The sequence below is a fragment of the Geotalea sp. SG265 genome, assembly GCF_022808985.1.
In the GTDB taxonomy this organism is placed as follows: Bacteria; Desulfobacterota; Desulfuromonadia; order Geobacterales; family Geobacteraceae; genus Geotalea.
The window spans coordinates 266,520-289,448 of sequence record NZ_JAKZFT010000006.1; the positions used below are offsets into that span (position 1 = coordinate 266,520).

Genomic DNA, 22,929 nt, shown 5'->3' on the forward strand with positions numbered 1-22,929 from the left:
GAATGTTCAACCATTTTGACGACAAGGGTCAGGCCATCATGGTCGATGTGAGCGGCAAACAACCAACCATGCGCACCGCCGTCGCTGCAGCCAAGGTCTTTCTAAAGAAAGAGACACTTGAAGCGATCATCCAGGGCAGGATCACCAAGGGGGACGTTTTCGCCGTCGCCCGGCTGGCAGGGATCAGTGCCGCAAAGAGAACCCCCGAGCTCATCCCCCTCTCCCATCCCCTTGCCATCCACCATGCGGCCATCGAGTTTGGCACTGACGAGGAACAGGGGATCATAACCGTAGAGGCCACAGTTCGGGCCTTCGAGCGTACCGGGGTGGAGATGGAAGCCATGGTCTCAGCTTCTGTGGCCGCGCTTGCCATCTACGACATGTGCAAGGGTGCGGACAAGGGGATCACCATCGGCGAGATCAGCCTCCTGTACAAGGAAGGGGGCAAGAGCGGAACCTACCGTAAACAGCAAAATAGATAATGCAAATCTGCTGAAACCTGTTACCCTTGCTTCAGATAAAAACCCTCTGCCATCAATAGGTTGCCGAGGGTTTTTAATTTTTCAGGCAGGCTTTTTCTATTGACCCCTCCAAAAGGTTGCGGTATAAAATCAAATCTTGTTTTACATTTATAAATAGGAGGACGTTATGCACTTAATGGAGCAGATCAAGGAAAAAGCGAAACGAAAGCTGCAAACTGTCGTATTACCTGAAAGTTATGATGAGCGGATGCTCTTTGCCGCCCAGAAGATAGTGGAACAAGGTTTGGCCAAAATCATCATTCTCGGCAATCCGGTGGAAGTTACTGCCGCTGCACAGGCCAAGGGAGTAAGCCTGGCGGGGGTCGAAATCCTTGATCCCGCCACCTCGCCGAAACTGGATACCTATGTGGACGCCCTGGTGGAGTTGCGGAAAAGCAAGGGTCTGACCAGGGAAGAGGCGCGCAACCTCCTCACCGCCAAGGATTATCTCTATTATGCCGGCATGATGGTCAGACTGGGAGACGCCGGAGGCGAAGTTGCCGGCGCCACCGGCACCACCGGCAACGTCCTCAAGGCCGCCTTTCAAACCGTCGGCACGGCCCCCGGCATCAAGACCGTTTCCTCCTTTTTCCTCATGGTGACGAAGAACGCCGATTACGGCGAGAACGGCATCATCCTCTTTGCCGACTGCGCCGTCAATCCCAACCCGGATGCACAGGCCCTGGCGGAAATTGCCGTCGCCACTGCTTGCAACTGCAAGTCCTTCCTCGATGTTCCCGCCCGGGTCGCCATGCTCTCTTTCTCCACCAAAGGTAGCGCTTCCCACGGCGATGTTGACAAAGTCCTCAAGGCTCTGGAAATTGCCAAGGGCATAGATCCCTCACTGCAGATCGATGGCGAGCTGCAGGCCGATGCTGCCCTGTTGCCCAAGGTCGGCGAAAAGAAAGCCCCTGGCAGCCCCGTTGCCGGCAAGGCCAATGTCCTGGTTTTCCCGGATCTGGATGCAGGCAATATCGCCTACAAGCTGGTCGAGCGTGTTGCCGGTGCCGAAGCCATCGGACCGGTCATACAGGGGCTGGCCAAGCCGGTCAACGATCTCTCCCGCGGCTGTTCGGTGGATGATATCGTTAACGTCGCGGCGATTACCGCAGTGCAGGCACAAGGATAAACGGCTTACGCCGTTGCTGAAACATTTAAAGCAAAAAAAGTCCGACGGAAGCTTCCGCCGGACTTTTTAGTTTTCTGAACTGCCTATTGCAGAGCGCTTGGCGCCTATTGTTATTTTCTGACGAAATCGTGCTTCGAAAAGGAATATTCGAAATGCATGTGATCGGTGTAGGTTCCTTCCAGGATAGCTGCCACATCCTCGGTAAAGACCAGTTCCTCGTCGGTTGGAATGACGAAGACCTTGACCGGCGAGTCATCGGTGGTGATGAGCGTTTCCCGCTTCCTGGTCATGGCTGATTTGTTCCGTTCCTTGTCCAGCTTGATCCCCAGGTGCTCCAGTCCATCGATGGTTCTTTCCCGGATCGGCCAGCCCATCTCCCCAACACCGGCAGTGAAAACGACTGCATCGAGCTTACCGATGGCCGCCATATATGATCCGATATATTTTCTCAAGCGGTAGGCCTCGATCTCCAGCGCCAGCTTGCAGAGCCGATCGCCGTTGCCCGCATGCTCGATGACCTCGCGGCGGTCGGTAAAGCGACCGGTAATGCCAAGGACACCGCTCTTTTTATTGAGGATGCTGTCGATTTCCTTGGCCGAAAGGTTCTCCTTCTGCATCATGAAAGCGGGAATGGCCGGATCGATGTCGCCGCAGCGGGTTCCCATGACCGCACCTTCCAAGGGGGTGAGCCCCATGCTGGTATCGACGGAAATGCCGTTGGCTATGGCACAATGGGAAACACCGTTACCGATGTGCATGGTGATGATGTTGGTATCCTTCGGTGCCTTGCCCAGAAGGACCGCGGCGCGCTTGGAAACATATAGATGGGAGGTGCCATGGAAGCCGTAGCGGCGGACGCCGTATTTCTCGTACCACTCGTAGGGGAGTGGGTAAAGATAGGAATGTTCCGGCATTGTCTGATGGAACGCAGTGTCGAAAATGGCTACCTGGGGAACGTTCGGCAGGATGGCCTGAGCAGCTTCGATGCCGGCAATATTCGGCGGATTGTGCAGCGGCGCCAAATGCTGCACCTCCTTGACCGCCTCCAGCACCTTGTCGTCAATCAGTACCGAACAGGTGAATTTCTCTCCCCCATGAACCACCCGGTGTCCAATGGCGGAAATGCTGTTGATGTCTTTCAGCACGCCATGGACCGGATCAGTCAGGGTTCTGATGATCAGATCGATGGCCACCTGATGATCGGGACACTCGGATTCCTCCCGGTAAGTTTCCCTCCCCGGCACTTCATGCATAATGAAAGAATCACCTATGATAACCCGTTCGACCATCCCCTTGGCGATTACTTCCTTTTTTGCCCAGTCAAAGAGTTGGTATTTTACCGACGAGCTACCACAGTTAAGGGCGAGTATATCCATGTTTTTCATATCCCCCTGGACACAGAAAATATAATGAAAGCAACCGATTATTTCGGTGGTGGTAAAAAAGGCGGGAAAAAGTTTAATGTAAATAAAACCGTTTTTTATAATACCGCAGACTCGTCATCTGTTCAAGGTTTTTTCTGCTATGACCACTATTTAAGAGACTGACCTTTGTGGTGGACTTTTTTTACCGTGTATGTTATTTTCCAGAAAATCAAACGTCTAATCCAAAATTACGACGAAGGAGGTGAATACCTTGGCTCACAAAATTTCCGACGAATGCATCAACTGCGGTGCCTGTGACGAATCCTGTCCTGTAAACGCCATCAGCGAGGACGGCGGTAAAAGAAACATTTCTGCCGATACCTGCATTGATTGCGGTGCCTGCGTTGATACCTGCCCGGTAAGCGCTATCAGCGCCTAATCCTTTCCTACAAGAGGGATTGATGCGGCCGATGCTCCTGGAGCATCGGCCGTTTCCTTTTTCTGGCCCGCAAAGTAGATCGGTCCTCATAAAAAAAGGCCGGTGTGTAACCCGGCCTTCCCCATCCAATACAGAATCAGAACTATTGACCGGCAACAGTCGAGCCGGCCGCCTCGACCCCGAATTCAGATATATCCTGTGGCACCTGGCTGAAAATGACAACAAAGGGTATCTCCTTGCCGGGCTGAACCCCGAGATTGGAAAGGGAATCGCCAAACTGGTTGTTCATGGCGGCCTCCAGCTTTTCGAGGGGCAGTGACTCCAGCTGTTCTTTCGATAGGTGATTGCCGCAGTAAGCCACTTTCTGCTTTGCCGGCGCACCGTTTTTTCCGTAAAGAACGGCCCTCACCTGGATCGATGCTCGCGGCTTCCGGTATTCATTCATCGCAACGCCGGTGACGACGAAAAGCTCCCCGGCCGACCTATTGGTCACAAAAATGCCAACCGGGTTTTTCACGCTGATGTGGCCGTCATCGACAGCTTTAATGCCAAGCCACGGCGGAAGTACCCCCAAGCCCACTTTGCTGAGCAGTTCAGGCTTCGTTTTGAGGATGAAGGTGCCGGCCCCGGCCACCAGCAGCAGGAGCAGCAAGAAGATACCCAATCCTGCAAAGGTAAAGAATGAGCTGGTTTTCCGACGGGATGAGATGGACAATGGCGGGTATTCGTCCTCAAACTCAGGTTGAGGGACTGCCTGAAGCGGCGCTTCTTTCTTCGCCCCGACCACTGAAAGATCTTGCAACGAGGAATGACGGCGCTCCTCAGGGGCAGGGCCCGGAGATACTACCTCGCCGAAGTCTATGGCACCAAGGTCAGCAGCGTTTTCTTTCTCAAACGGTTCCACTGCCGATGGACTACCGGCAACACCTTCCGCAGCGGGTGGGAATGGTGGCGGCTCAGTGAAATCGGCAAAGTCCAGACTGGGGATATCCGCTTTCGCGGTGCCTGCGGCAGGGTCTGCTGTAAGGGACGCATCACCGGCGTCACTCGTCGCCTCACCGAAATCGAATGAAAACTCTCCCGGGACATCACCTTCCCCACCTTCAGAAACGGGCGACTGTTGCAGCTGGTCGGCCGGGCCATTTTCGGCAAAATCTAATTCCATGCCCGGAAATGACTCAGTGGCAGTAGATACGGCAGCGGCAGGCGTGGCGAATGCTGGCGACTCCTCGGGAGGAAGGGCAGCGGCTGGCGGAGCAAAAACTGGCTCCTCGGAGGAGGCGCCGCTTGGCTCTAGCGCAAAGGTATCGAAATCGAGCTCCTCTCCAGGCGCAGGCAGGTTCCCGGCGTCATCGGCAGCCGTATGTTCCTCTTTCTCTTCCCCATCGAAGGAAAACTCGTTGAAGTCAAATTCGCCGCTTGCTGCCGAATCGGCCCCCGCCGAAGGCTGGGGCGGCGCCGGTTGCTCATCGAAGGTAAACTCGTTGAATGCCGATTCCCCAGCCGGACGTTCACCGGCGGCATCGGGAGATTCTGGTTGTCCACCACCATCGAAGTCGAACTCAAAGGGATTGGCGTCCTGCACAGGAGGCTGCGCCTCACTGCCTGCTACGAGAGCGGCACCGGTGTCGCCCCCAACGCCCGTATCGTCAGTCTCAGCATCATCAGGATTGAAGTCGCTCAAATCATAACTTTTTACCGGTTTTTCCCCTTCTTCCTCCGGTGAAGGCTGCTGCTCCTCATTGAAGCTGAAATCGCTGAAATCGAAGCTTTTTTCGTCTACAGCATCGTCCCCGGTAGGTTCCTCCTTGCCGGCACCTGCCAAAGCCTGTTTCAGCTGCGAGAAACCATTTTCCTGACTGGGGGAAGCAGCAATATCCGTCGCCGGACTGCCGCTTGCAGGAGCGGATGCAGAAGGAGCAGGCGCGTCCAAACCCAGTCCTCCCAGAATGGCATCGAAATCGGTCTCTTCCTGCGGCTCCTTGGTGACTAGAAAAACGTGCTTACATTTGGAACAACGGACCTTGACACCGCCTTCCTTTATTTTTGCATCATCCAACTTGAACTTGGTGTTACATTGATCGCACTGTAGTATCATTATGCCTCCACCGGTACATCCTATTCATGCAGCTCGTAAATAGCCGGTAACTCTCTCAATTTTTCGTCCAGATCCAATCCGTACCCAACGAGGAACCCTCCAGGGGATTCAAAACCCGTGAAATCGGCCGTTACCTCGACCTGCCGGCGTTCCCGCTTATTGATCAGGGTACAGATCTTGAGGCTTTTCGGCTTGTGTGCCGACAGCTTCTCGCGGAGAAACGCCAGGGAAAGCCCCGTATCGACGATATCCTCCACAATCAGCACATGGCGATCGTGCAGCGGCATCTCCACATCCTTGATCATGGCCACTGCACCAGTGGAGGATGTTCCGCTGTAGCTCGAAAGTTTGACGAACTCAAGGACGAGCGGCAATTGTATCCGACGGGCAAGGTCCGCCGCAAAGAAAAAAGCACCCTTGAGCACCACCACCAGGACCAGTTCTTCCCCTCTATACGCCAAGGTAATTTCCCATGCCAGTCTGCGGACTTCTGCTGTTATCTGCTCTTCCGAGTACAGCAAGGTTCGCCTGGGACCTACATTCATATAACCCCGCTTCACCTTTACATTTTTTCACGCTCCTCTATAGCAGAATAGAGGCGGCAGGTCAAATCAATATGGCCCGGCTCCTTTTTTTGTGTTATAAGACAACTGTTGGAGAAAACACAAAAAACGGGGAAAGATATGAAAAAAAGGTCTTCTCTTCTTGCAGTCGTCTTCGCGCTGTCGACCATAACGGCAGCCCATGCTGCATCACAGGTGACCGTTCCGGAAGGAAACTTCAATTTCGGCACCATCGTCCAGGGTGAAAAACTGCACCACACTTTTTCCATAAAGAACACTGGCGACTCGCCACTGTCGATTCTGCGGGTGGTTCCCTCCTGCGGCTGCACGGCAGCAAATGCCTCATCACCAGTTATCCAGCCGGGGAGAAGCGGCGAAATCAAGATCGTCTTCGACTCGACCAACTTCTCGGGCAAGGTGACCAAAAGCATCGCTCTCGAAACGAACGACCCGAAGACCCCTTCCTATACCCTGACCCTCAACGGAAACATCATCGAGGAAATTCAGATCACCCCCCGTCAGGTAAGCCTGGGACAGATAAAAGTGGGAAGTTCCGCCAGATCGATGGTAACACTGATCAACAGAGGAAACAGACCCTTAAGCATATTATCGGCAAAAGCCCAGATACCTCAAATAACAGCCGAGGTTAGCAAAAAACAGCTCAGAACCGGGGAAGCCGCAACCATCGAGATTACCGCCACCCCCAGAGCCACCGACAGGATCCTCAGCGGATACCTTACCATTACCACCGACAGTCCCAGAAAGAGCGAAATCATCATACCCGTTTACGGATCGCCGATCAGATAAGCTACTGATCCTTCAATTGCCGGTATGCACGCTCGATGTTCTGGTTGAAAAATTCCCTGTAGCCGGGTAATGACTCATACTTGGGCAGGCGGAAATTCTTTTTCGTCTGCTCAAGGGTTTTCTTCTTTTCCAGATAGTGCAGCATTTCCGTAGTGAAGTCCGTAAAGAAGACGCGAAACCTGCCGATTGCTTCACTGTCCGTCACTTTCCCCAGTCCGGGAACGACGAATCTGGTATCCAGCCCTTCCAGCATTTCCAGGTTCAGCACCCATTCCCGCAGGTAACCATCCCCCATGTAACCTATGACATTGTTAAAAAAGAGGTCTGAGGTAAACAGTACCTTTTCCTCCGGCAGATAGACAACCACATCGCCATCCCCATGGCCCCGCCCCAGATTGCTGGCGACGATGGTGGTTTTACCCAGCCGCAGGGTCAGGCTCTTGTCGAAAAAGATCACCGGGTTTTTCAATTCGCGGTAGCTCTCCTTCAGAGTCTGCCAGGTCTGCCAGGAAGTGACAATCTGGATGCCGAGGGGAAAATCGTAGTCCACATAATTGTAGCCGCGATGGTGGTGGGTCAAAATAACGGTAGCCACGGGTGCTGTCGTGATTTTGCCGACCTCTTCCATGAGTTCGCTGATGCTGTCGGGAACGAAGTGTGCACCCATGATGACAACCTGCGTGCCAGTGACAACGATAACGGCATTGCTCGCAGCCTTTCCCCTTGGCTGGGCGATGGCGGCAAAAACGTTATCCGTTACCTTTTCGATCGCATAACTTCTGGAATAGCCGGCGTTGCTGCCGCCAATGGTGGCGTATGATGGTACGGTGCTGAAGCTGATGCCGACGGCGAGCAGAAGTAAGATGATGACTTTGCCGATCAAGGGAACCTCCTTTTGAAGCCCCTTGATGGTAACAAATTCCTATTAAAAAAGACAGGCTTGAGGCCGGGGGGACGAGATAATAAACCTTGAGTTATAAGCTGAAATAGTGTAAAGATAAAAATTCACGGGCGGTTAGCTCAGTTGGATAGAGTACAGGCCTCCGAAGCCTGGGGTCGTGGGTTCGAATCCCATGCCGCCCGCCAATTACAAGGAAATAGCATAGTTTGTAACTATAACCATAAGTAGTAACGTTTTTTTCAACTTATGGTTCCAACGCCCATATTTCAACTTATGGTTCCAACAGCAGCTAAAAGTTGATTAGGACGCTTGGGGTGCATCCAAACAAAAGGCCACATTCGACAGAATGCGGCCTTTTTGTTTAGGTTTCGTGTTTGTTCAGGTTTCTAACATCCCAGTCCTGCCATATCTCCTACCATTTTAAGCCTAAGAATGCCTCCTCATGTACCGCCCCCTTAAATTGCCAATCTTTAATTTTTCAAAATGTCTTTTTCTGAACGCCCAGTTCCCAAAAAACTTCATTCATTACTTCCCTGACCATTTTCGTATTAATCTTTATCTCGCCTATAATCTTATCCTGAGAAGGGTACTCTCCTTTACACTGATACTGATGTACTAGGACGTGAATCCTCTCTTTAAGGCCAACATACCTTCTCCTAGCTTCCTTAACGCGGCTCTCCGCGTTTATCTTAGCAACCGCCTTACATATATCTGGAACATTATTGTAAAGAGAAGAAATATGTACACCGAATTCAGCAGCAATCAAATTAACTGGCTTGGCTGGAGATTCACCATCAATGATGGCCTGCATTTTTTGTGAAATCTCCTGCCAGTCAGGAATCGATTGTTTTTTCTTCCTTATTGGCAGCGCTCGTTCTGCTTCAAATTCCAGTTTTCCAACATGACTTTTATTGGTACCTGCATGACGAATGTTATCCACAGAATAGCTGGCAGCTGCGGCACATAATCCCCTCTCTTCCATGCTGAAATCGCCTCCCTACTAATCTTTACCACTTTACAAAAGGCTCCTTGACTGCCCTTCGTACATGTGTTGATCAAATGCTCAATGAAATCTGCCACTGCATCCTGACCCGGAAAGTTAGACAGGCTTGGAGCCATCTCCAGTAGGTCTGCAACCGTCTCCGCATACCAGAGGCTCTGGCGAGCGTTTTGCCGAATAGGATATTCATGTCTGCCACCTAACCACCCTTTACAATGGCTACACAAACCGGGCCTACATAATGGCGACAGGTGACTTTGCTTCTTCCAGCAGTGAGGACATGTGTCCTGTAATTCATAGCGATGCACTGGACAGACCAGAACGGCCTGTATTTTCCACAGTAACGGCTCATAGATTGGGAGATCGCTATCTCTCCATTCTTGATAACAAGCTGGGCACCAGGCGCTAGATTTATGCAGCAGATAGTTGTTGGTTAAAATATTCTGGTATGGCAACAAGGTCGTAAACAACAGGTCAGTCCGCAGGGTTAACCTTTTCAATACGTCAACCCAATCGCTGGCTGTACTGTCGATGCCGTTAACCACTTTCGAAAAAGTGTATGACTTGCCGTCGATTTTTTCAGGAGCAAAAGACTTGTTTTTCAGTAGCGGGCCAATTTCACTCTTAATAAGGGTTGACACCTTATTATGATGGGCAGCAGCTAGCCTTGTCACATAGCTGGTTTGGCTCTCAACATACGGCGTACCGACTCCGACAGGCTGAAGATGATCTAGCCTGCTTCTTGGAGGAATGAATGGAAGTGACATATCAAGCTCGTCATAGAGATCACACATAAGCCTCTCCTACATCAGAGTACCCCACATCATCACGTTTAGGGTTTCTCACCCCTGGCTTCCTGTTTCCTTTTTTGGAAGGTGCGTTCTGACTAAAGGATGACGTAAGGGGTTTTGTCGAGGGTTCTTCATAGGAAACTAAGCTATCCAATAGCACACTAGCTTCCGACTGTTTCTTCATCTCCGTCTCCCCGTTAAGTGCATGCTCTGCAAGAACCTGGAGCTCTTTCTCCGGCAGCTGTTCTCGTTCGAGATCTTCAATGGTAATTGTTTCGGCATTTTGTTCTACCGCAGTTCGTAGTGCCCTAAACAGCCAATCTTTCAACAGCCCAGCACATCCAATAGATCTACTAAAGATATAGGCTTCATTATTTATCAGATCTGGCATTTTTTTAAGCGGCATCCGATGAACAAGAGTCATTAGTAGGTTTAAAAATGCTTCTCGGTCTTTCGGAACACGCCCGTCGTAGCGCCGAAAATGAATTGGGGTGATGCGCCTCGAAAATTGTGTGTTCAATCCCATCAGAGCAAGCAATGCGTAAGTGCCAGAAAGCAAAAGAGAAGTTTTGAATTCTTGCCTGTCATGCTTAATGCACTCAATTTGATTCACTAGCGTGCGCCCAGTGCCTGGAGCCAAGATTCGATCAGCTTCGTCAATCATAACAACCCTTGGCTGGCGATTCCTGACCATCGCCTCGACTGCCCTTCGAAGTTCATGACTTGTTACTCTTTCGTCTACGACAAAATCATCACGCAATTTTTTGTTTACCATAGGTTCATTGGCAGCATTCAACAATCGGCAGTTAAAATCCTTGAATACGAAACCGCCATTTTCTGGAGCCGGCGCTTTTACCATTAAAACAGATAACCTCCCTGGGTTATCAATCAGGTTTTGCAAATCATCTCGGATTATCTCCTTCGCTTTAAAGTCCAAAACTGTTGATTTGCCGACACCAGTTGGCCCTACCAAAAGGGGAATTTCTTCAGGGTAAGGGTGGTATATGCAACGCGTCAGTTGCTTTTCAACTTCATCCAAAACAGGATGCCTGCCTCTGTAATTATAAAAATAAGCAAGTTTCTCATGTGCAGATTTATCCAGTAACTCGGCGGGAAATTTCTTAATCATGCTAGCTCCTCGTATAGATCGTCGTCAGTGTATTCTGCCACGTAAAAGTTTTTGGTCGGATTTTGTTTGTTGGAATCAACTTTTGAACCATCTACTTGAGGAGTAGTTTGCCTATTTGCGGATACCGCCAATTCCTGGTCTGGCTCGATAATGAGAGAATCAAGAAGGTTTTTGTTCACGAACATACTCTCCTGTGCCTTTTGCCTCATTTCCTTCAGAACGTTCTCGTGCTCTTTGGCGCTTCGTAGAAATTCAGCCAGCAGCTTTGCCGAGATCTGCTTGTTAGCGGGAAGATTCTTCTTTTTCCTGATTTCAGCAGAGGCATATTGCAATTCTCGTTCGGTGTAGCCTTTTAGCTCTGCATAGTGTTCCGAATAACATGTCACCCAGCCGCGTTTCTTGATGTAAGCATAGGCGATTCCTATGTTAAATGGGTTGTAACGTACTTCTACCGAAGTTCCCTCGATATCCGCGCGGCTGAACTCAGCGCATTTGTAATAAATGTTATTGATCTTCACCCCTTTACCGAAACATACCTTCGCCGTCTTTTTAGTGGTCGTTGGCAAGACCCTAAAAAGGAACCTTTGATCAAAAGCCAGAATGTTTTGAGTCCGATTTCCTGTTAGCTGTAAACCAGCGGCATAAGCCTCTAATGGTGACATAGCAAGTGCAGGATGCGGTGCCATGTGGTAGTACTCATTTATCCAGCGCTCGAAATGCTTTGCAAACTCGGGGAGCGGCCATATAGCATGTTGGTCTGGGAGATCCTTCTTTGTTGCCTGCCGTGGCACCTTAAGTATTTGATTGTTTCCCTCAAGGTTATAGATGTATTGAGTGTTAATCGTTCCGAACAACCTTTCCAGCACGGAGCCAAACCGGCCTTCAGCGGGAGGGCGTGATTTCTTGACTGCGCCAGACATCGCTAAAAGTGTTTCGAAATAGACACTGCCGAATTCCTTACCGCCATCTAGTACTATAGTGTGCGGAATGCGCTTGTGTCGCTTGACGCAGTCCATCACTACCATCATACAAGACCTATAGGATGGCGGCTCGAAGCTAAGGTACCAGCCGATGATCATCCGGGTATTAGCGTCGATCATCAATGTCAGCCAAGCCTTTCCAAGCACGACCCTCAATGTTTTAGAATCGACAAAGAATAAATCCAGTTCAGTATGATCTATGTGGGCTATGTGGAAGGGCCAGTCCCCATGACGTGGGCTGTGATACTCCAAGCAGAGGTAGGTTTCCTTGAACTGATAACCAGCCTTCTTCCCTTTCCTCCTATAGACTTGGTCAACTTTCCTATACTTCGTGTTCAGAACTTTTCTAAAAGTCTTATCACTAGCAGCTATACAACCCTGTTCCTCACATGCCAGTTGATATCGTGCATGAACAACTTTTACGTTTGGACTGACTTTGTTCAGGAGCTCTTCTTCAATAAACTTGATTATCAGGTCAAGGGTTTCCTGTTCCAGTTTAGGCTTTTCGTTACCCTTATCCTTATGCCTCGGCAAAAGCCCTAGGTACCCAATCCCGTATTTGGCTTCTGCCTTTCTGTACTGTCTCAGCCAACGGTAAATCGTACTAGTTCCAACTACAATTACTTCTCCATTCAGATAGGGCCGAATGCAGTCCATGCGACTATTTGCAATCTTCAAACAGTCTTCAGTAGCTTTATTCAGGATTTTGAAGCCTTCTTCAAGCAACTGGTCGTCTTTCTTGACCTGTATAATCGACCCCTGCATAACCATCTGCTCGAAAACGGTAAAAGGCAGCTTAGCTATTTTCGACTCTTCGTCACGAAACATTACCTCCGTATTGCCTGCAAGAATAACTTCGAAAACTCTGCCGTCCCAAAGGCAACGCGTCCCTGGTTCCACGTTAACAGCCAAACAATCCCTTTGTACCCCTGTAGCCTCTGAAAACATGCTGTAAGCAGTCGAGGTGGCCTCATTTATGTAAACCTTTGTGCGATGAGGTTCTGCAAGCACAAACGTGTAAATATCAATGTATAGTTGGTTGTATAGAAGCATCCAGTAAATATCATCCGCTGTTCCTCCTTGCTCTTCAATTTTGAAGATCAAGTCACGAAGGAGTATCCCTGGGTAGATACTTAACATTGCCGTAATCGCAGTCTTTACTTTTTCATCAATTTCCCATAGTGACTCACAGTTTAGATAATCGCTAAGGAACACCATGTTCCTGTAATGGACTTGGTTTATCTCTGCAGTAGACCGCAACCTGTAATAGAGACCATAGGTTTCTGCAGACCTTTCACCAGGAGGGCACCGCCAGATTCCATCGTCATCTTGGAAATACCTGTTTGGTTCTTTTTTTTGTAGCTCAAGAAGTTTCTTTGCGTTCTTACATTCCTCCCATCCTGCACTGTGTCTACGGATAACAAAAAAATCACATGTGTGGATGACGCCGAGTTTGCGTCCTTTTTTGTTCTCGTAAATCAACTTTATGGGATTTGGCTGATCATAATATTCCAGGACATCGTCATCATTTTCATATGTCGCAATGAATGGTAACTCAACAGTGTGAGACTCAAACTGGATAGTCTTGCCCATTTTCCTGCTAGGGAACTTACCAGTAACGTTTCCGACCTTTCCACTTACACGCCGAGAAGGCTCTGATTTTCGTACCCGCTGTATTTGCCTCTTAGCTTCCTCAGAGATGTTATTCTGAAGACACCATGCAAAAAATTCATCATCAGTGAGCATCCTCCTCCAAGTCCTCCCCCCCGTTTAATTTTGCGCCTTTACCCGTTTTGGTTAGCCGATGTTAGAATATTCACGTGGTCGTTTAAATCAATCGGTAAATTTCAAGAACAGCGCAAAAACAGGATGTTATCCCATTTATGGGATAAATATAATGAGGAACCACAATAACGCCTAAAATTGTCCAACTATCTTAATTAACAGTAGAATTTTTATACAGGAATTACGAATGATTTTAATGGTAGGAGAAATTATGCTGGTTTTGACTAGTACATCAAACCGGACAAGGAAGCTTTCTCATTATCCTGAGCAATTGGCGCATGAAGTCGCTTTTTTCTTGGTAGTTAAAACGGAATTCCATCTCCCTCATAAACAAGGGGAAATTTCTCATGTATTGGCCTCGATATTTCATTAGCCAGCTTTTCGAGCAATCCCAAAAGTTTAGAGCACAATGGGAGTCATGTTCCAGTGGTATCAACATGTCTTGTTGATAAGATCGAATATTGAGGGCTTTCCCAGATGACGATGCATAAACCCATGCGATTGGCTGGTTCGTGATATGGGGGTTTCCTCTAATTGGTTTCTGATCCTGCTTGAAAAAAACTACTCGCACTTGTTCCTCAATAATCATCAGGCAGAAGATGGGGATTTTGAGGGATTTATCTTTTAGGATCAATTGCTGGCTCTTTTCAATCGCCTCAACACCCTTGCGAAGACCACCTAGCTGCTCTTCAGCCCTGGAGAAAATCAGGTGCCTAAAGAGACAATAGTAACCTTTGGCCGTATTTGGATGAAGGCCTAAAGCTGTTGCCGCAGATGAAGGCGAGGTCATCCGATAGAATTCTTCGACTATGTTTGAAAGGTGCTTGTTTGAGATTCGGAACTTCTTTGGGCAAGGAGTGTATTTTTTGTGACAAACTTTGCAGGCACGGCGGCCATCCGCCAACATGTAGAAATCAGGAGATCTGCAATCACTTTCAGGGCAAATCAGCTTCTTCCTCCGCAATCGCTTTTTGTGCGACACAGGAGCTTCGTTTGCATGTGAAAGCGAATCTGGCATGGCTTGCGCACTTTAGCACGACCGCCATCAAAAAAATAGAACATGTTCTAACGGCAACAAAGCACTAGCATAAGGCTAGACGCTACGTAGCCATGTGCTTCTCCCATAAGATCTTCAATGAGTTAAAAACAGATGTTCTGCATCCAAACGCTCTTGCGCCGTTAAGCCAAGTTTTTGGGCACGCTTCTCCCACGACCCAAGTACCCCGCATATATGGTTAGTAATCTCTTCGGCTCGATCTTTTTTTAAACGGTAATAAGGAGCAGTTGCAAGCACGGCCTCCATATCGGGATGTCGGTTGTACATATCAAAAGAAAGTACGTGCTCTTGCTTCTTGAAAGACGGATTCATGTCGTATGCAGGTGCCATCCGCCATCCAGCAGGAGTTCGTACAAAGCCGTGGTTGCGCAAATGGTCATCGCGATTAGCGGTAGCGACATTGAATGCTACCCTCGTGAAAAGCTCTTCAAGGTCTTTAGTGATACGCTCTGATTCTCCGAAGGTCGCAATGAAATCAGCAATCTCGATATAACTGGCATCTTCACTATCAACACGATCAAGCATCGTCATGGCAGAGGCGAAGAAATGACGATTGTTACCGCTCCTATCAAACCTCTTAACTAAAAATGTGTGATAACGTTTTCCTATCAACATAACTTTGGATTCAGGGACAGTAATACCGCATTCCCGTGCCAAGTCATGAAGAAGTTTTTCCCAAAGTGCGACATCGTAATCATCATCAGCAGAAGGAAATTTCGCAATCCAAAGGTTGCCATTTTCATCAACTAAATTAGCCTTAGGACGAGCTCCCCCCAGTGAAGATCCGGGAGCAACAAGAACCTTCAACCATTCCTTAATCTGCCCGAGATCCTCCTGCTTCGGTTTGCTTAATTCATAAGCCACAGCTTGTAACTCAGCAATTCTTGTCACAGGAGGCGCAGACAAAGCTTCATTTGCTAAAAAACTATCGTCATTTGGCCGACTGAAGCGTAGTGCTCCCATGCGCGTACAATCCTGGACACCAAGCAAGAATTCCCATGGGCCTAATGTTCTTGGTGTGCGGCCTGCTTCTTTGGCCTCAACTGCCTCCCTGCGTCTCATCAGGATTTGCCCCCATCGGTCAGGACATGAATCCATGAACACCCCGAAATTTGATTCCTTGGGAAAAAATTCTCCAGGGCTCAAATCCAGCACAGGATCCAAAGGAAAGGCGTGAGCGTGTTGAAGCCAACCATCTTCGTAAGCAAAACGAATGCTTCCTTTTTCACCTTTCGACAGTGTGCCTATGTGTTGCAAAGAGCCAAAGACAGGATCATCAAGCCAGACCCATATATGTTCACCACTTGCCTTAGCCATGATTATCTCCGGTTAGCACCTTTTTACGAGGCGCTCTTTTCCGCTGTGGGAGCGATTCATCTTGTAGTCGATGACCCACGGCATCTTCCTGGGCAACACGAGACAAATCGCCGAGTAAGCCAAGGACACGCAACACCTGGATATACGCTCCAATAGCCACAGTCGGGTCACCATTTTCAACTTTGTATAGAGTAGATCGCGAAATATCAGCCCTTGCGCAAACAGTCTCCATAGAAAAACGACGACGCAGTCTTGCGAGTTTAAGTCGCCCCCCCAGCGCCATCATTTCCTTTGCCGACAACGGATATATCGCAACTGATTTCTTAGTCATAACGTGTCATATAATAAACAAATATTTGATTTTTGTCAATTATATAACACATTACGCTTTTAGATTTTGCTTCAACCAGCCCTAACCATGACTTAAAAAAATGTAAAATTGTAAAAACAAACTTGACCTTTTTGCATATCAACAATAATCTAAAATGGTGCCATGCAACTCAACTGGAATTGAGAATGCCTAATCTCGCAGAACGAAACGGCAAAAATTTAAGAAAATCGCTGCACATTTTTCCGACCGGCATGCCAATAACGAGTACACACCTTGCTCAGTGGGGAGTTTCACGACAACTCGCACATTGGTACAAGTTAAATGGATGGTTTGAGCCGCTAGGGCAAGGATACTATCTCCGGGTTGGGGACAAGCTGACTGAAACAGGTGCTATCGCTGCCCTTGAAGCTAATGGTGTCATGGTTCACCTGGCAGGGAAAAGCGCCCTGGATCTGAGAGGGTTTTCGCATTATCTGCCGTTAGGATGCGGGACAATCTACCTGTATGGCAGACATGTCAGAAAAGTCCCCAAATGGCTTACTGATCATTTTGCCGTTGAAATTTCTTCCGGGAAGCTTTTTAACGAGGATGATCGGGTTGAACAGAGGATGTTTGTGAGGAGAATGGATCCCAACGATTCAAATTCACCTTATGCTTCAGATCCAGAAAGGGCCATATTGGAAATGCTCGACAATGTGCCCTTAAAACAAACTCTAGAAGGAGCAAAGCTGATAATGGAAAGTATGTTTTTGCTGGACTCCGAGAAAATGCTACTGCTTCTTCAAGCTTGCCTCAAAATAAAAGTTAAGCGCCTTTTTATATCCGTCGCTACTGAACTTGGTCTCCCGGTTACACATGAAATAAATACAGCATCTATTGATTTCGGTGCCAGCACCCCATATACAATCCGTGGGCGTCGGGGAGGGAAAACTTTGGTGCTCAAAAATCCCCATTTCTGTGCAAACTGACACTTACTAACATCAGTAGCAGGAAATTCTCGCAAGAGCGTTGTTGCGCTTAACGTATATTACCTGTTGTTCAACGCAGACCTGCTTCAGATATAAATTGAGATCGGCCTTAAACTGCTGCGCGGTAAGGCTCTTATTTCCATTACCTATAAAAAGATCGAATGTTTGGCGTGTATTCAGTATCTTGAACTCTTTGAAGGCCGCAGATTGTCTCAGCATCTTCTCTCGGTCGCTATTTATGTGGCCCACGTACCTAAAAATCTTCTCCACTTCACTATCCAGAAAGGCGATGGCATCGTCAATAGTTAACACCGAACCCGATTTCCATAATGGTTCATGATGCGAAAAACGGTTTCTCAGCAGGTTTATGTCCTTCAGCTCGCTAAAGCAGGTGGCCAGAGAAATTCCTTTCGGAGCATTAGGAAATACCTTTGGAAGCAATTCCGGCCATAGCAACGTTTGCGTAGACGACGCGTAATCACCTTGAAACAAGTTCACCCAAAAACCAAGCGTAAGAGACGAAATAACATTAGCGGAAGAAACTACTTTGCCTTCTCTTTTTAGTTTTTCAATTGTATTATAAATTTTCGTCTCATTGACAGTATACTTCCTTTTTTTCCCAGCTTTAGTTTGTTTTGCCCTGGCACGGTTACCTACCACTTTACAGACAGTCTCATACCATGTTTCTTTGCCGATCTTTGCCCAACTCTCGACGTGCAGCGAGTTTCTTAATGTTACTTCCAAGCATTGCAGAAATGTGTAGACAGTTCCCCCAAGCGCCTTGTTCCAGTAATATGCTCCTATGGTCTTATCCAAATCAGTGCATCCTACCAGCGTCGAGTACGTTGAAAGCCTTTCTGCTGATATGTATTTCTCAAGGTCGCTGAAGTTCATGAGATATGGATCCTTCTGTTTTGTCCGAAGATTTTGACTTGCAACCCTACATCAACCACATTATGATAATCAACAAGTTTCAAACAACGCGAAAGCATCGAGTGGCCTGGGAAACATCGCGGACGATAATCGGCATGTGTTATTTCTGTTGACAACGAAAGGGTGCCTAACTATACTTAACTTGAACGCGGTTGGAAGACTTAAGCGTGGCCTCACGGCTTCGAAAGTTCTGACCCACGGAGTACTCTCTAGAAAAGCTGCCCCTCACAAGGGGGCAGCTTTTTGTTTTTGAGGCGAACGGCACTCGAAGTTAGGAGTGGCCTGCCCATTATCCTCCATACCACGCCGCGAGTCCAAGTCACATTTTTTGTATACAGCAACCAGGGCATTGCTCATCCCCACAATTACTTCCCTCGTTCAACATCTTTACCAGCCAATGAATATAGAAGATAGCATCAGATTTTTCACATAACATAAGCAGGAAAAGCCCACGATAGGGATCACCTGGAATTGGCCACTTCAAACGTTCCAACTCGTCTTGCTTAGGAATATCTCTGTGGTATTCGAATGCATTCAACCATAATTAAGAGTTTCTTCGGAATTGACTACCGTACCACTTGATGAAATCTGGATATAATTACGTACCCGCTCACCATTGAACATCTTCCTATGTTCTTTGAGTTTTGCTCTAATCGCCTTATGGTCTAGCCTATGAGAAAGAATCTTGCAGATGTTGTAAAATTGGGTTTTCTCATCCTGTAATATAAAAGGCCTCATTCGATGAAGAAAGGCGGAGATGTAGTCATCATCCGGCATCTCATTTTCCGATGAGAATCCTTCAGATTGACTCCATCTGATCTGGAATTTAAGGGCTTGTTCGCCCTTAAAAAACCGGGATTTCCCTAGAACATCAGCATAATCGGTAAAGAGGTGAAGAGTTCTAATCTCTGGTTCAGTGAATTCAGCATGAGCATGAACAATTTCCCGAGTTCCGGCAGCTCTATATCTGATCCAATGACTTTTCATAATGTTCTATCGTAGTTTGTAGCTTCCTAAGTAGTTTAAGGGTTATTTTTAGCGCTGGTTGCAGTTACTCTTTACTTCAGATGATAAATTTTTGTCCCAACATTCAAATATTCGTAAGCTGCAGCTGCCTTCATAACAAGCCCCTCGTCACGGCACAGGAAGATATGGCAGAAAGATGCCATTCCAGCATGTGTCATATCGCTAAAAGATGCATTAAACCGCCTCTCGATTTTCATTTTCGAGTCCCGATGGTATCCAACGAAATTTAGCTGGTGATATATAGCGTTTACTTTTTCTGCGACGGTGGGTTCTCTCTCCGGGTTGCAACTCCATGGCGTACTTTTGATGCCAAAGAAACTTTCCATATCGATGTCTGCCCCAGGTAATTTCTCTTTCACCAAACCCCAAATCTGCAATAGCACGTCTGGGCCTTTAACGTTATTGAGGATTTTTGGAGCAATGCCTATAACTTCTTCAAATTGACGAACTTGTGGTTCTGATCCTGGGAAACCAGAAAATGAGCCCGAAAGCTGTTGGTTCAGCACTGCTAGTAATTCTGGGAGTTCGTTTACGACTCGATCAAACTGCTTAAGTAGATTTGGGTCTACTCCTTCATCGTCTTTAAGACCTGCTATTGATGAAGTCAGGATTTCCATCAGATTGCTAGTTCCTTGTGCAAATATTTCGTCGAAGGAACTGTCGGGTAGACCACCATAAAATTTTTGCAGCATTCCGATCAGGCCATAATCCGCTCCAGCAAATGGAGCCACAGTTTCATTATATGAATTCAGTGCACGTCCAGGATCAACTTCTAATGTCTCGAATCTGCCGGTTGGCGCAAATTTCTCGTCCAGTACCGCCTTGATGTGCTTGGCATTAATCGCTCGCAATACATCAAGGAATTTGTCTTCATACCCTTTGGACTTGTTGATTTCTTGCAAATTTTCGTTTGAAAAGACGGGGACAAATGATGGGTGATCAAGGAGCCCCTGGATATTGTGAGGATCACCTTTTATCACCGAGTCCAGTATATTATGGTCAAGATATACAAGGCATTCTGTGTCAGAATGGATCATATGTGTGTTCCCTAAAGCCATGGCCTGCGCTATAGCCCATGGATTGCAAATGCTCCTGGCTTCTCATCAGCATCATCATCAAACTTTTACGGGCTAAGGCAGCACTTTTTGTATTTTAACCCGCTCCCACATGGACAAGGCTGGTTCCGACCAATTTTCCCACTTATTTTCTTGAAGTTTTCAATCCTCTTGACCTTTAACTTCTCAGCATCAGCCTTCAGCCGTTCTTGATCTTTTAAAGAGATATCTTGCAGTTTAAAAACCTCAAAATCTACACCAGAAAGGTTTCCCGCTGTGTCAAAAGATAGTTCCAGCAATAACCTCTCAGGATCATTTGTCACTAGCATAGTTGCCATCGTATGCTCTCGTGCAGATGTCTGATTTCTTTCAATGACCCCCTGTTGCCAGCAAAACATCGTAATGTTAGCACTCCCATAGGAGGAAAGGGCCTTGGCCTTTTTAGACTTGGATTGTAGCGCTAAAGTCTCATCTATGTTTAGCGCTATTGAATCGCGTAGATCCTGGCCGGAATTGAGAATCATGCTAGCAACTTTTTGGCAGCCAGGAACATATTGCTTAGCAAGATAATAAACCAGTTCCTCTAGGCGGGGAGGCAGTTCTTGCCTTATCAAGCACTTGGTATCCGAATCTAATAATTTATTTGCAAAATACCCGTCTATTTTTGACCGATAGCCATACCAGGTGATTTTGTCCATCGATTTGAAATCTTCTACGTATTGGGAATATACGTTGTGCTTGATGTATAACCCAAGGTGATCCAATTCATCGTCTGTTTCTATAAGAGCTGAAGCAAATGCCCGCATTCTTTGCTCTACGAAATGAAGAAAAACCAGAGGATTGTCGAAAATTTCGGAATACACTCGCAGATCGTCAATAGAGACCGACCACACTGGATGAGTACCAACATCGATTCCTATTTTTTTGAGATGCTGTATCTGCCCGGCAATTTCGGTAAAAGGGTCGAGTGTAATGGCACAAACGGTAACGTTTTCGAAGTCGTTATGGGAGAGCCTACCAATCTCTTTATGATCGCAATCGAAAAGGGATACTTCATCTGCACTTCTAAAATATTCCAAGAAGCGCTTTCCTTGCTCTGCAGGTTTGTAAACAAGGTTCTTTATTGATTCTAGGTAAGCAGGGAAATCGGTAGTTGGTGGTGTGTATGTGAAAGCACCAGCCTTTACTTCAATAACAAATAGATGTCCTTCGAAGATTATCAAGGCATCAGCCTCACACCATTGCTTTTTCCCACCTGGTGCAGTCTCCCAACGGTAATAAACGGGATGATGGAACTGAGCCCCTGGCAACAATTTAGCAAACAGTTGAAGAGGGATTGACTCTGAAAGCATCTGCTGTTTCTGATTCCACATCGGGCTATAATCGGGATACCTGGCAATAACAGCACGTTGAACTATTCGATAGAGGTTGTCGAACAGGCTATAAATATCAAAACAGTAATAATGACCGTCTAGTTTTATAAACGGACGCTTGAACACTGGCCATATGCGCAACGGCCATCCTTTGTATTGACCGTCAGCAAAAAAACTGGTTTCCTGTCCAGGCTCATACGAAAGATCTTCTAAAAGAGGCTGAGGCAGCGTCGTTATCTTTCCCAGGTCGAAAAGGTCTAGACGAGAAAACCTGCCAAATATGTCATCCCGCCATTGTTCCCAGCCATTTTCTTTAATGACCTCCAGCATAAGCTCTGCCATCTCATCTTTAGGCGGCAGCTTACCATTTAATCTTTCCTGCAGTTTTACATAGGTCTGTTGCTGAAAATCAAATAGCTCTTCTGTAACATCAGGAATGCCAAAAGTCAGAGAAGTCTGTATTGCCTTGAGCGCTTCAAGAACTCCCTCGACCACTATTCCATATGACGCACGCAATATATCTTCATGCGGTGAGAGAACATCTCTATAGAAGGGTATATCGTGGTAAAGGTATCTTTTGCCACGCACATTACACCACATCATTTGCGCTTTTGCATAGAACTCATCGATATTTTCATCGAAATCCACAGTCTTTCGATTTACAGCAGTCTGGCAGAGCATGAACTCAGTGTTCAGCTGCATGAATAAGTCATGCACTAGACTTTTAAGAGTGTTCCATTTTCCTTCGTCCAGTTCTTTATCTTTCTCGACTGCTGGTAAAGTTGATACAGCAACACTCTGGATGTAATCAATCATCCTTTGGGAAACGACTGCATCATGGTCTATATCAACTTCAGCTTTTTTATTAAGATGGCTCCCAGCTTTTTCCCAACATGCGCGGTGAAAGTATTCAGGAAGAGGTATGGTCTTAACAATAGCCGTAATTTCGTCGATCTTTTTATCTATCTCTAAGCAGACCTCTGGGAATTTCGCCGCAAACTTGTCCTGCATCGCCTCAAACTGTTTCTCATTTAAACTGCTTCGTCCAACAATTAATTCTCCAAAACGAACCATCTCAAGTGGGCCATATTGAAAAACCTCATCCGGTTTTACACCTTTATTTTTGGCTTTAGTAACGCTGCGATGTTTGATGCGTGCTTTTTTGCCCATAACCTACCTTTCTGCCTGACATTTTCAAATTGCGTAAAGCCTATTGCATTTAATCACATAAGTATTCACTGCTGTCCCATAATTTGATTCAATAAAGAAAGGCTCGGAGAGCTACTTGTGATATATTGAGTTCGCCAAAACAACAATATTAACAAGGAGATCCGAGCCGTGGCCCATTGTAACACAGTACTG

The 22,929-nt window shown here is 47.2% G+C and carries 21 protein-coding genes and 1 tRNA gene; 7 read left to right on the top strand and 15 right to left on the bottom strand.

Translation table 11 applies throughout. The features are described from left to right. Positions 1-2 precede the first annotated feature (2 nt). Positions 3-482 carry a cyclic pyranopterin monophosphate synthase MoaC gene (gene moaC / locus ML541_RS09815; protein WP_243372609.1) on the top strand — a complete coding sequence of 160 codons (480 nt, stop codon included), beginning with the start codon at positions 3-5 and terminating at the stop codon, positions 480-482. A 166-nt stretch (positions 483-648) separates the two neighbouring features. Continuing rightward, complete coding sequence (pta, locus tag ML541_RS09820) at positions 649-1,650, top strand: phosphate acetyltransferase (RefSeq protein WP_243372610.1); 1,002 nt, start codon at positions 649-651, stop codon at positions 1,648-1,650. A 110-nt stretch (positions 1,651-1,760) separates the two neighbouring features. On the opposite strand, the gene ML541_RS09825 is transcribed toward pta, so the two are convergent. Further along, positions 1,761-3,026 (bottom strand): acetate kinase, encoded by a 1,266-nt coding sequence (locus tag ML541_RS09825; protein WP_243372638.1) that lies wholly within the window; start codon positions 3,024-3,026, stop codon positions 1,761-1,763. A gap of 33 nt (positions 3,027-3,059) precedes the next feature. On the opposite strand from ML541_RS09825, the gene ML541_RS09830 reads away from it, so the two are divergent. Continuing rightward, positions 3,060-3,197, top strand: coding sequence for a hypothetical protein (locus tag ML541_RS09830; RefSeq protein ID WP_243372611.1), 138 nt, complete (start codon positions 3,060-3,062; stop codon positions 3,195-3,197). An 88-nt stretch (positions 3,198-3,285) separates the two neighbouring features. After that, positions 3,286-3,453 (top strand): 4Fe-4S binding protein, encoded by a 168-nt coding sequence (locus ML541_RS09835; RefSeq protein WP_243372612.1) that lies wholly within the window; start codon positions 3,286-3,288, stop codon positions 3,451-3,453. Between the two features lie 142 nt (positions 3,454-3,595). Here the strand turns inward: ML541_RS09835 and ML541_RS09840 are convergent, their stop codons facing one another. Beyond that, positions 3,596-5,551, bottom strand: a complete 1,956-nt coding sequence (locus ML541_RS09840; protein WP_243372613.1) for a DUF3426 domain-containing protein — start codon at positions 5,549-5,551, stop codon at positions 3,596-3,598. 20 nt (positions 5,552-5,571) lie between these two features. Continuing rightward, complete coding sequence (gene hpt, locus ML541_RS09845) at positions 5,572-6,096, bottom strand: hypoxanthine phosphoribosyltransferase (RefSeq protein ID WP_279342422.1); 525 nt, start codon at positions 6,094-6,096, stop codon at positions 5,572-5,574. A 138-nt stretch (positions 6,097-6,234) separates the two neighbouring features. On the opposite strand from hpt, the gene ML541_RS09850 reads away from it, so the two are divergent. Then, the gene (locus ML541_RS09850; RefSeq protein ID WP_243372616.1) at positions 6,235-6,921 is read left to right on the top strand and encodes a DUF1573 domain-containing protein; all 687 of its coding nucleotides are present in this window, start codon (positions 6,235-6,237) and stop codon (positions 6,919-6,921) included. Between the two features lies 1 nt (position 6,922). Here ML541_RS09850 and ML541_RS09855 read toward each other — a convergent pair whose 3' ends face one another. Next, a complete protein-coding gene (locus tag ML541_RS09855) occupies positions 6,923-7,804 on the bottom strand; it encodes an MBL fold metallo-hydrolase (protein ID WP_243372618.1) in 882 nt (293 codons plus the stop codon). A 126-nt stretch (positions 7,805-7,930) separates the two neighbouring features. On the opposite strand from ML541_RS09855, the gene ML541_RS09860 reads away from it, so the two are divergent. Next, positions 7,931-8,007: transfer RNA gene (locus tag ML541_RS09860), tRNA-Arg, on the top strand. A 293-nt stretch (positions 8,008-8,300) separates the two neighbouring features. Here ML541_RS09860 and ML541_RS09865 read toward each other — a convergent pair. From ML541_RS09865 to ML541_RS09895, 7 genes are all read right to left on the bottom strand, one after another. Beyond that, positions 8,301-8,633, bottom strand: coding sequence for a hypothetical protein (locus ML541_RS09865; RefSeq protein WP_243372620.1), 333 nt, complete (start codon positions 8,631-8,633; stop codon positions 8,301-8,303). A gap of 47 nt (positions 8,634-8,680) precedes the next feature. Further along, positions 8,681-9,616 carry a TniQ family protein gene (locus ML541_RS09870; RefSeq protein WP_243372622.1) on the bottom strand — a complete coding sequence of 312 codons (936 nt, stop codon included), beginning with the start codon at positions 9,614-9,616 and terminating at the stop codon, positions 8,681-8,683. Further along, positions 9,609-10,742, bottom strand: coding sequence for a TniB family NTP-binding protein (locus tag ML541_RS09875; RefSeq protein ID WP_243372623.1), 1,134 nt, complete (start codon positions 10,740-10,742; stop codon positions 9,609-9,611). The genes ML541_RS09870 and ML541_RS09875 overlap by 8 nt, the downstream gene beginning before the upstream one ends. Continuing rightward, on the bottom strand, positions 10,739-13,468 hold the full coding sequence (locus ML541_RS09880) for a DDE-type integrase/transposase/recombinase (protein WP_243372624.1): 2,730 nt from the start codon (positions 13,466-13,468) through the stop codon (positions 10,739-10,741). The genes ML541_RS09875 and ML541_RS09880 overlap by 4 nt, the downstream gene beginning before the upstream one ends. 271 nt (positions 13,469-13,739) lie before the next feature. Then, on the bottom strand, positions 13,740-14,525 hold the full coding sequence (locus tag ML541_RS09885) for a hypothetical protein (protein ID WP_243372625.1): 786 nt from the start codon (positions 14,523-14,525) through the stop codon (positions 13,740-13,742). 114 nt (positions 14,526-14,639) lie between these two features. Then, positions 14,640-15,881: a type II toxin-antitoxin system HipA family toxin gene (locus tag ML541_RS09890; protein WP_243372626.1), complete on the bottom strand. Its 1,242-nt coding sequence runs from the start codon at positions 15,879-15,881 to the stop codon at positions 14,640-14,642. After that, positions 15,874-16,167 (bottom strand): helix-turn-helix domain-containing protein, encoded by a 294-nt coding sequence (locus ML541_RS09895; protein WP_347710798.1) that lies wholly within the window; start codon positions 16,165-16,167, stop codon positions 15,874-15,876. Before ML541_RS09895 ends, ML541_RS09890 begins: the two co-directional genes overlap by 8 nt. A 230-nt stretch (positions 16,168-16,397) precedes the next feature. Here ML541_RS09895 and ML541_RS09900 point away from each other — a divergent pair, with 230 nt between their 5' ends. Further along, complete coding sequence (locus ML541_RS09900) at positions 16,398-17,180, top strand: type IV toxin-antitoxin system AbiEi family antitoxin domain-containing protein (RefSeq protein ID WP_243372628.1); 783 nt, start codon at positions 16,398-16,400, stop codon at positions 17,178-17,180. 12 nt (positions 17,181-17,192) lie between these two features. On the opposite strand, the gene ML541_RS09905 is transcribed toward ML541_RS09900, so the two are convergent. The 4 genes from ML541_RS09905 to ML541_RS09920 all read right to left on the bottom strand — a co-directional run bounded on the left by ML541_RS09905 (position 17,193) and on the right by ML541_RS09920 (position 22,737). After that, a complete protein-coding gene (locus ML541_RS09905) occupies positions 17,193-18,074 on the bottom strand; it encodes an Abi family protein (RefSeq protein ID WP_243372630.1) in 882 nt (293 codons plus the stop codon). 573 nt (positions 18,075-18,647) lie between these two features. After that, entirely contained in the window at positions 18,648-19,100 is a 453-nt protein-coding gene (locus tag ML541_RS09910; RefSeq protein WP_243372631.1) for a hypothetical protein, read from the bottom strand. Positions 19,101-19,171: 71 nt separating this feature from the next. Beyond that, on the bottom strand, positions 19,172-20,176 hold the full coding sequence (locus ML541_RS09915; protein ID WP_243372632.1) for a hypothetical protein: 1,005 nt from the start codon (positions 20,174-20,176) through the stop codon (positions 19,172-19,174). 86 nt (positions 20,177-20,262) lie between these two features. Next, on the bottom strand, positions 20,263-22,737 hold the full coding sequence (locus ML541_RS09920; protein WP_243372633.1) for an SEC-C metal-binding domain-containing protein: 2,475 nt from the start codon (positions 22,735-22,737) through the stop codon (positions 20,263-20,265). Positions 22,738-22,929: the final 192 nt, after the last annotated feature.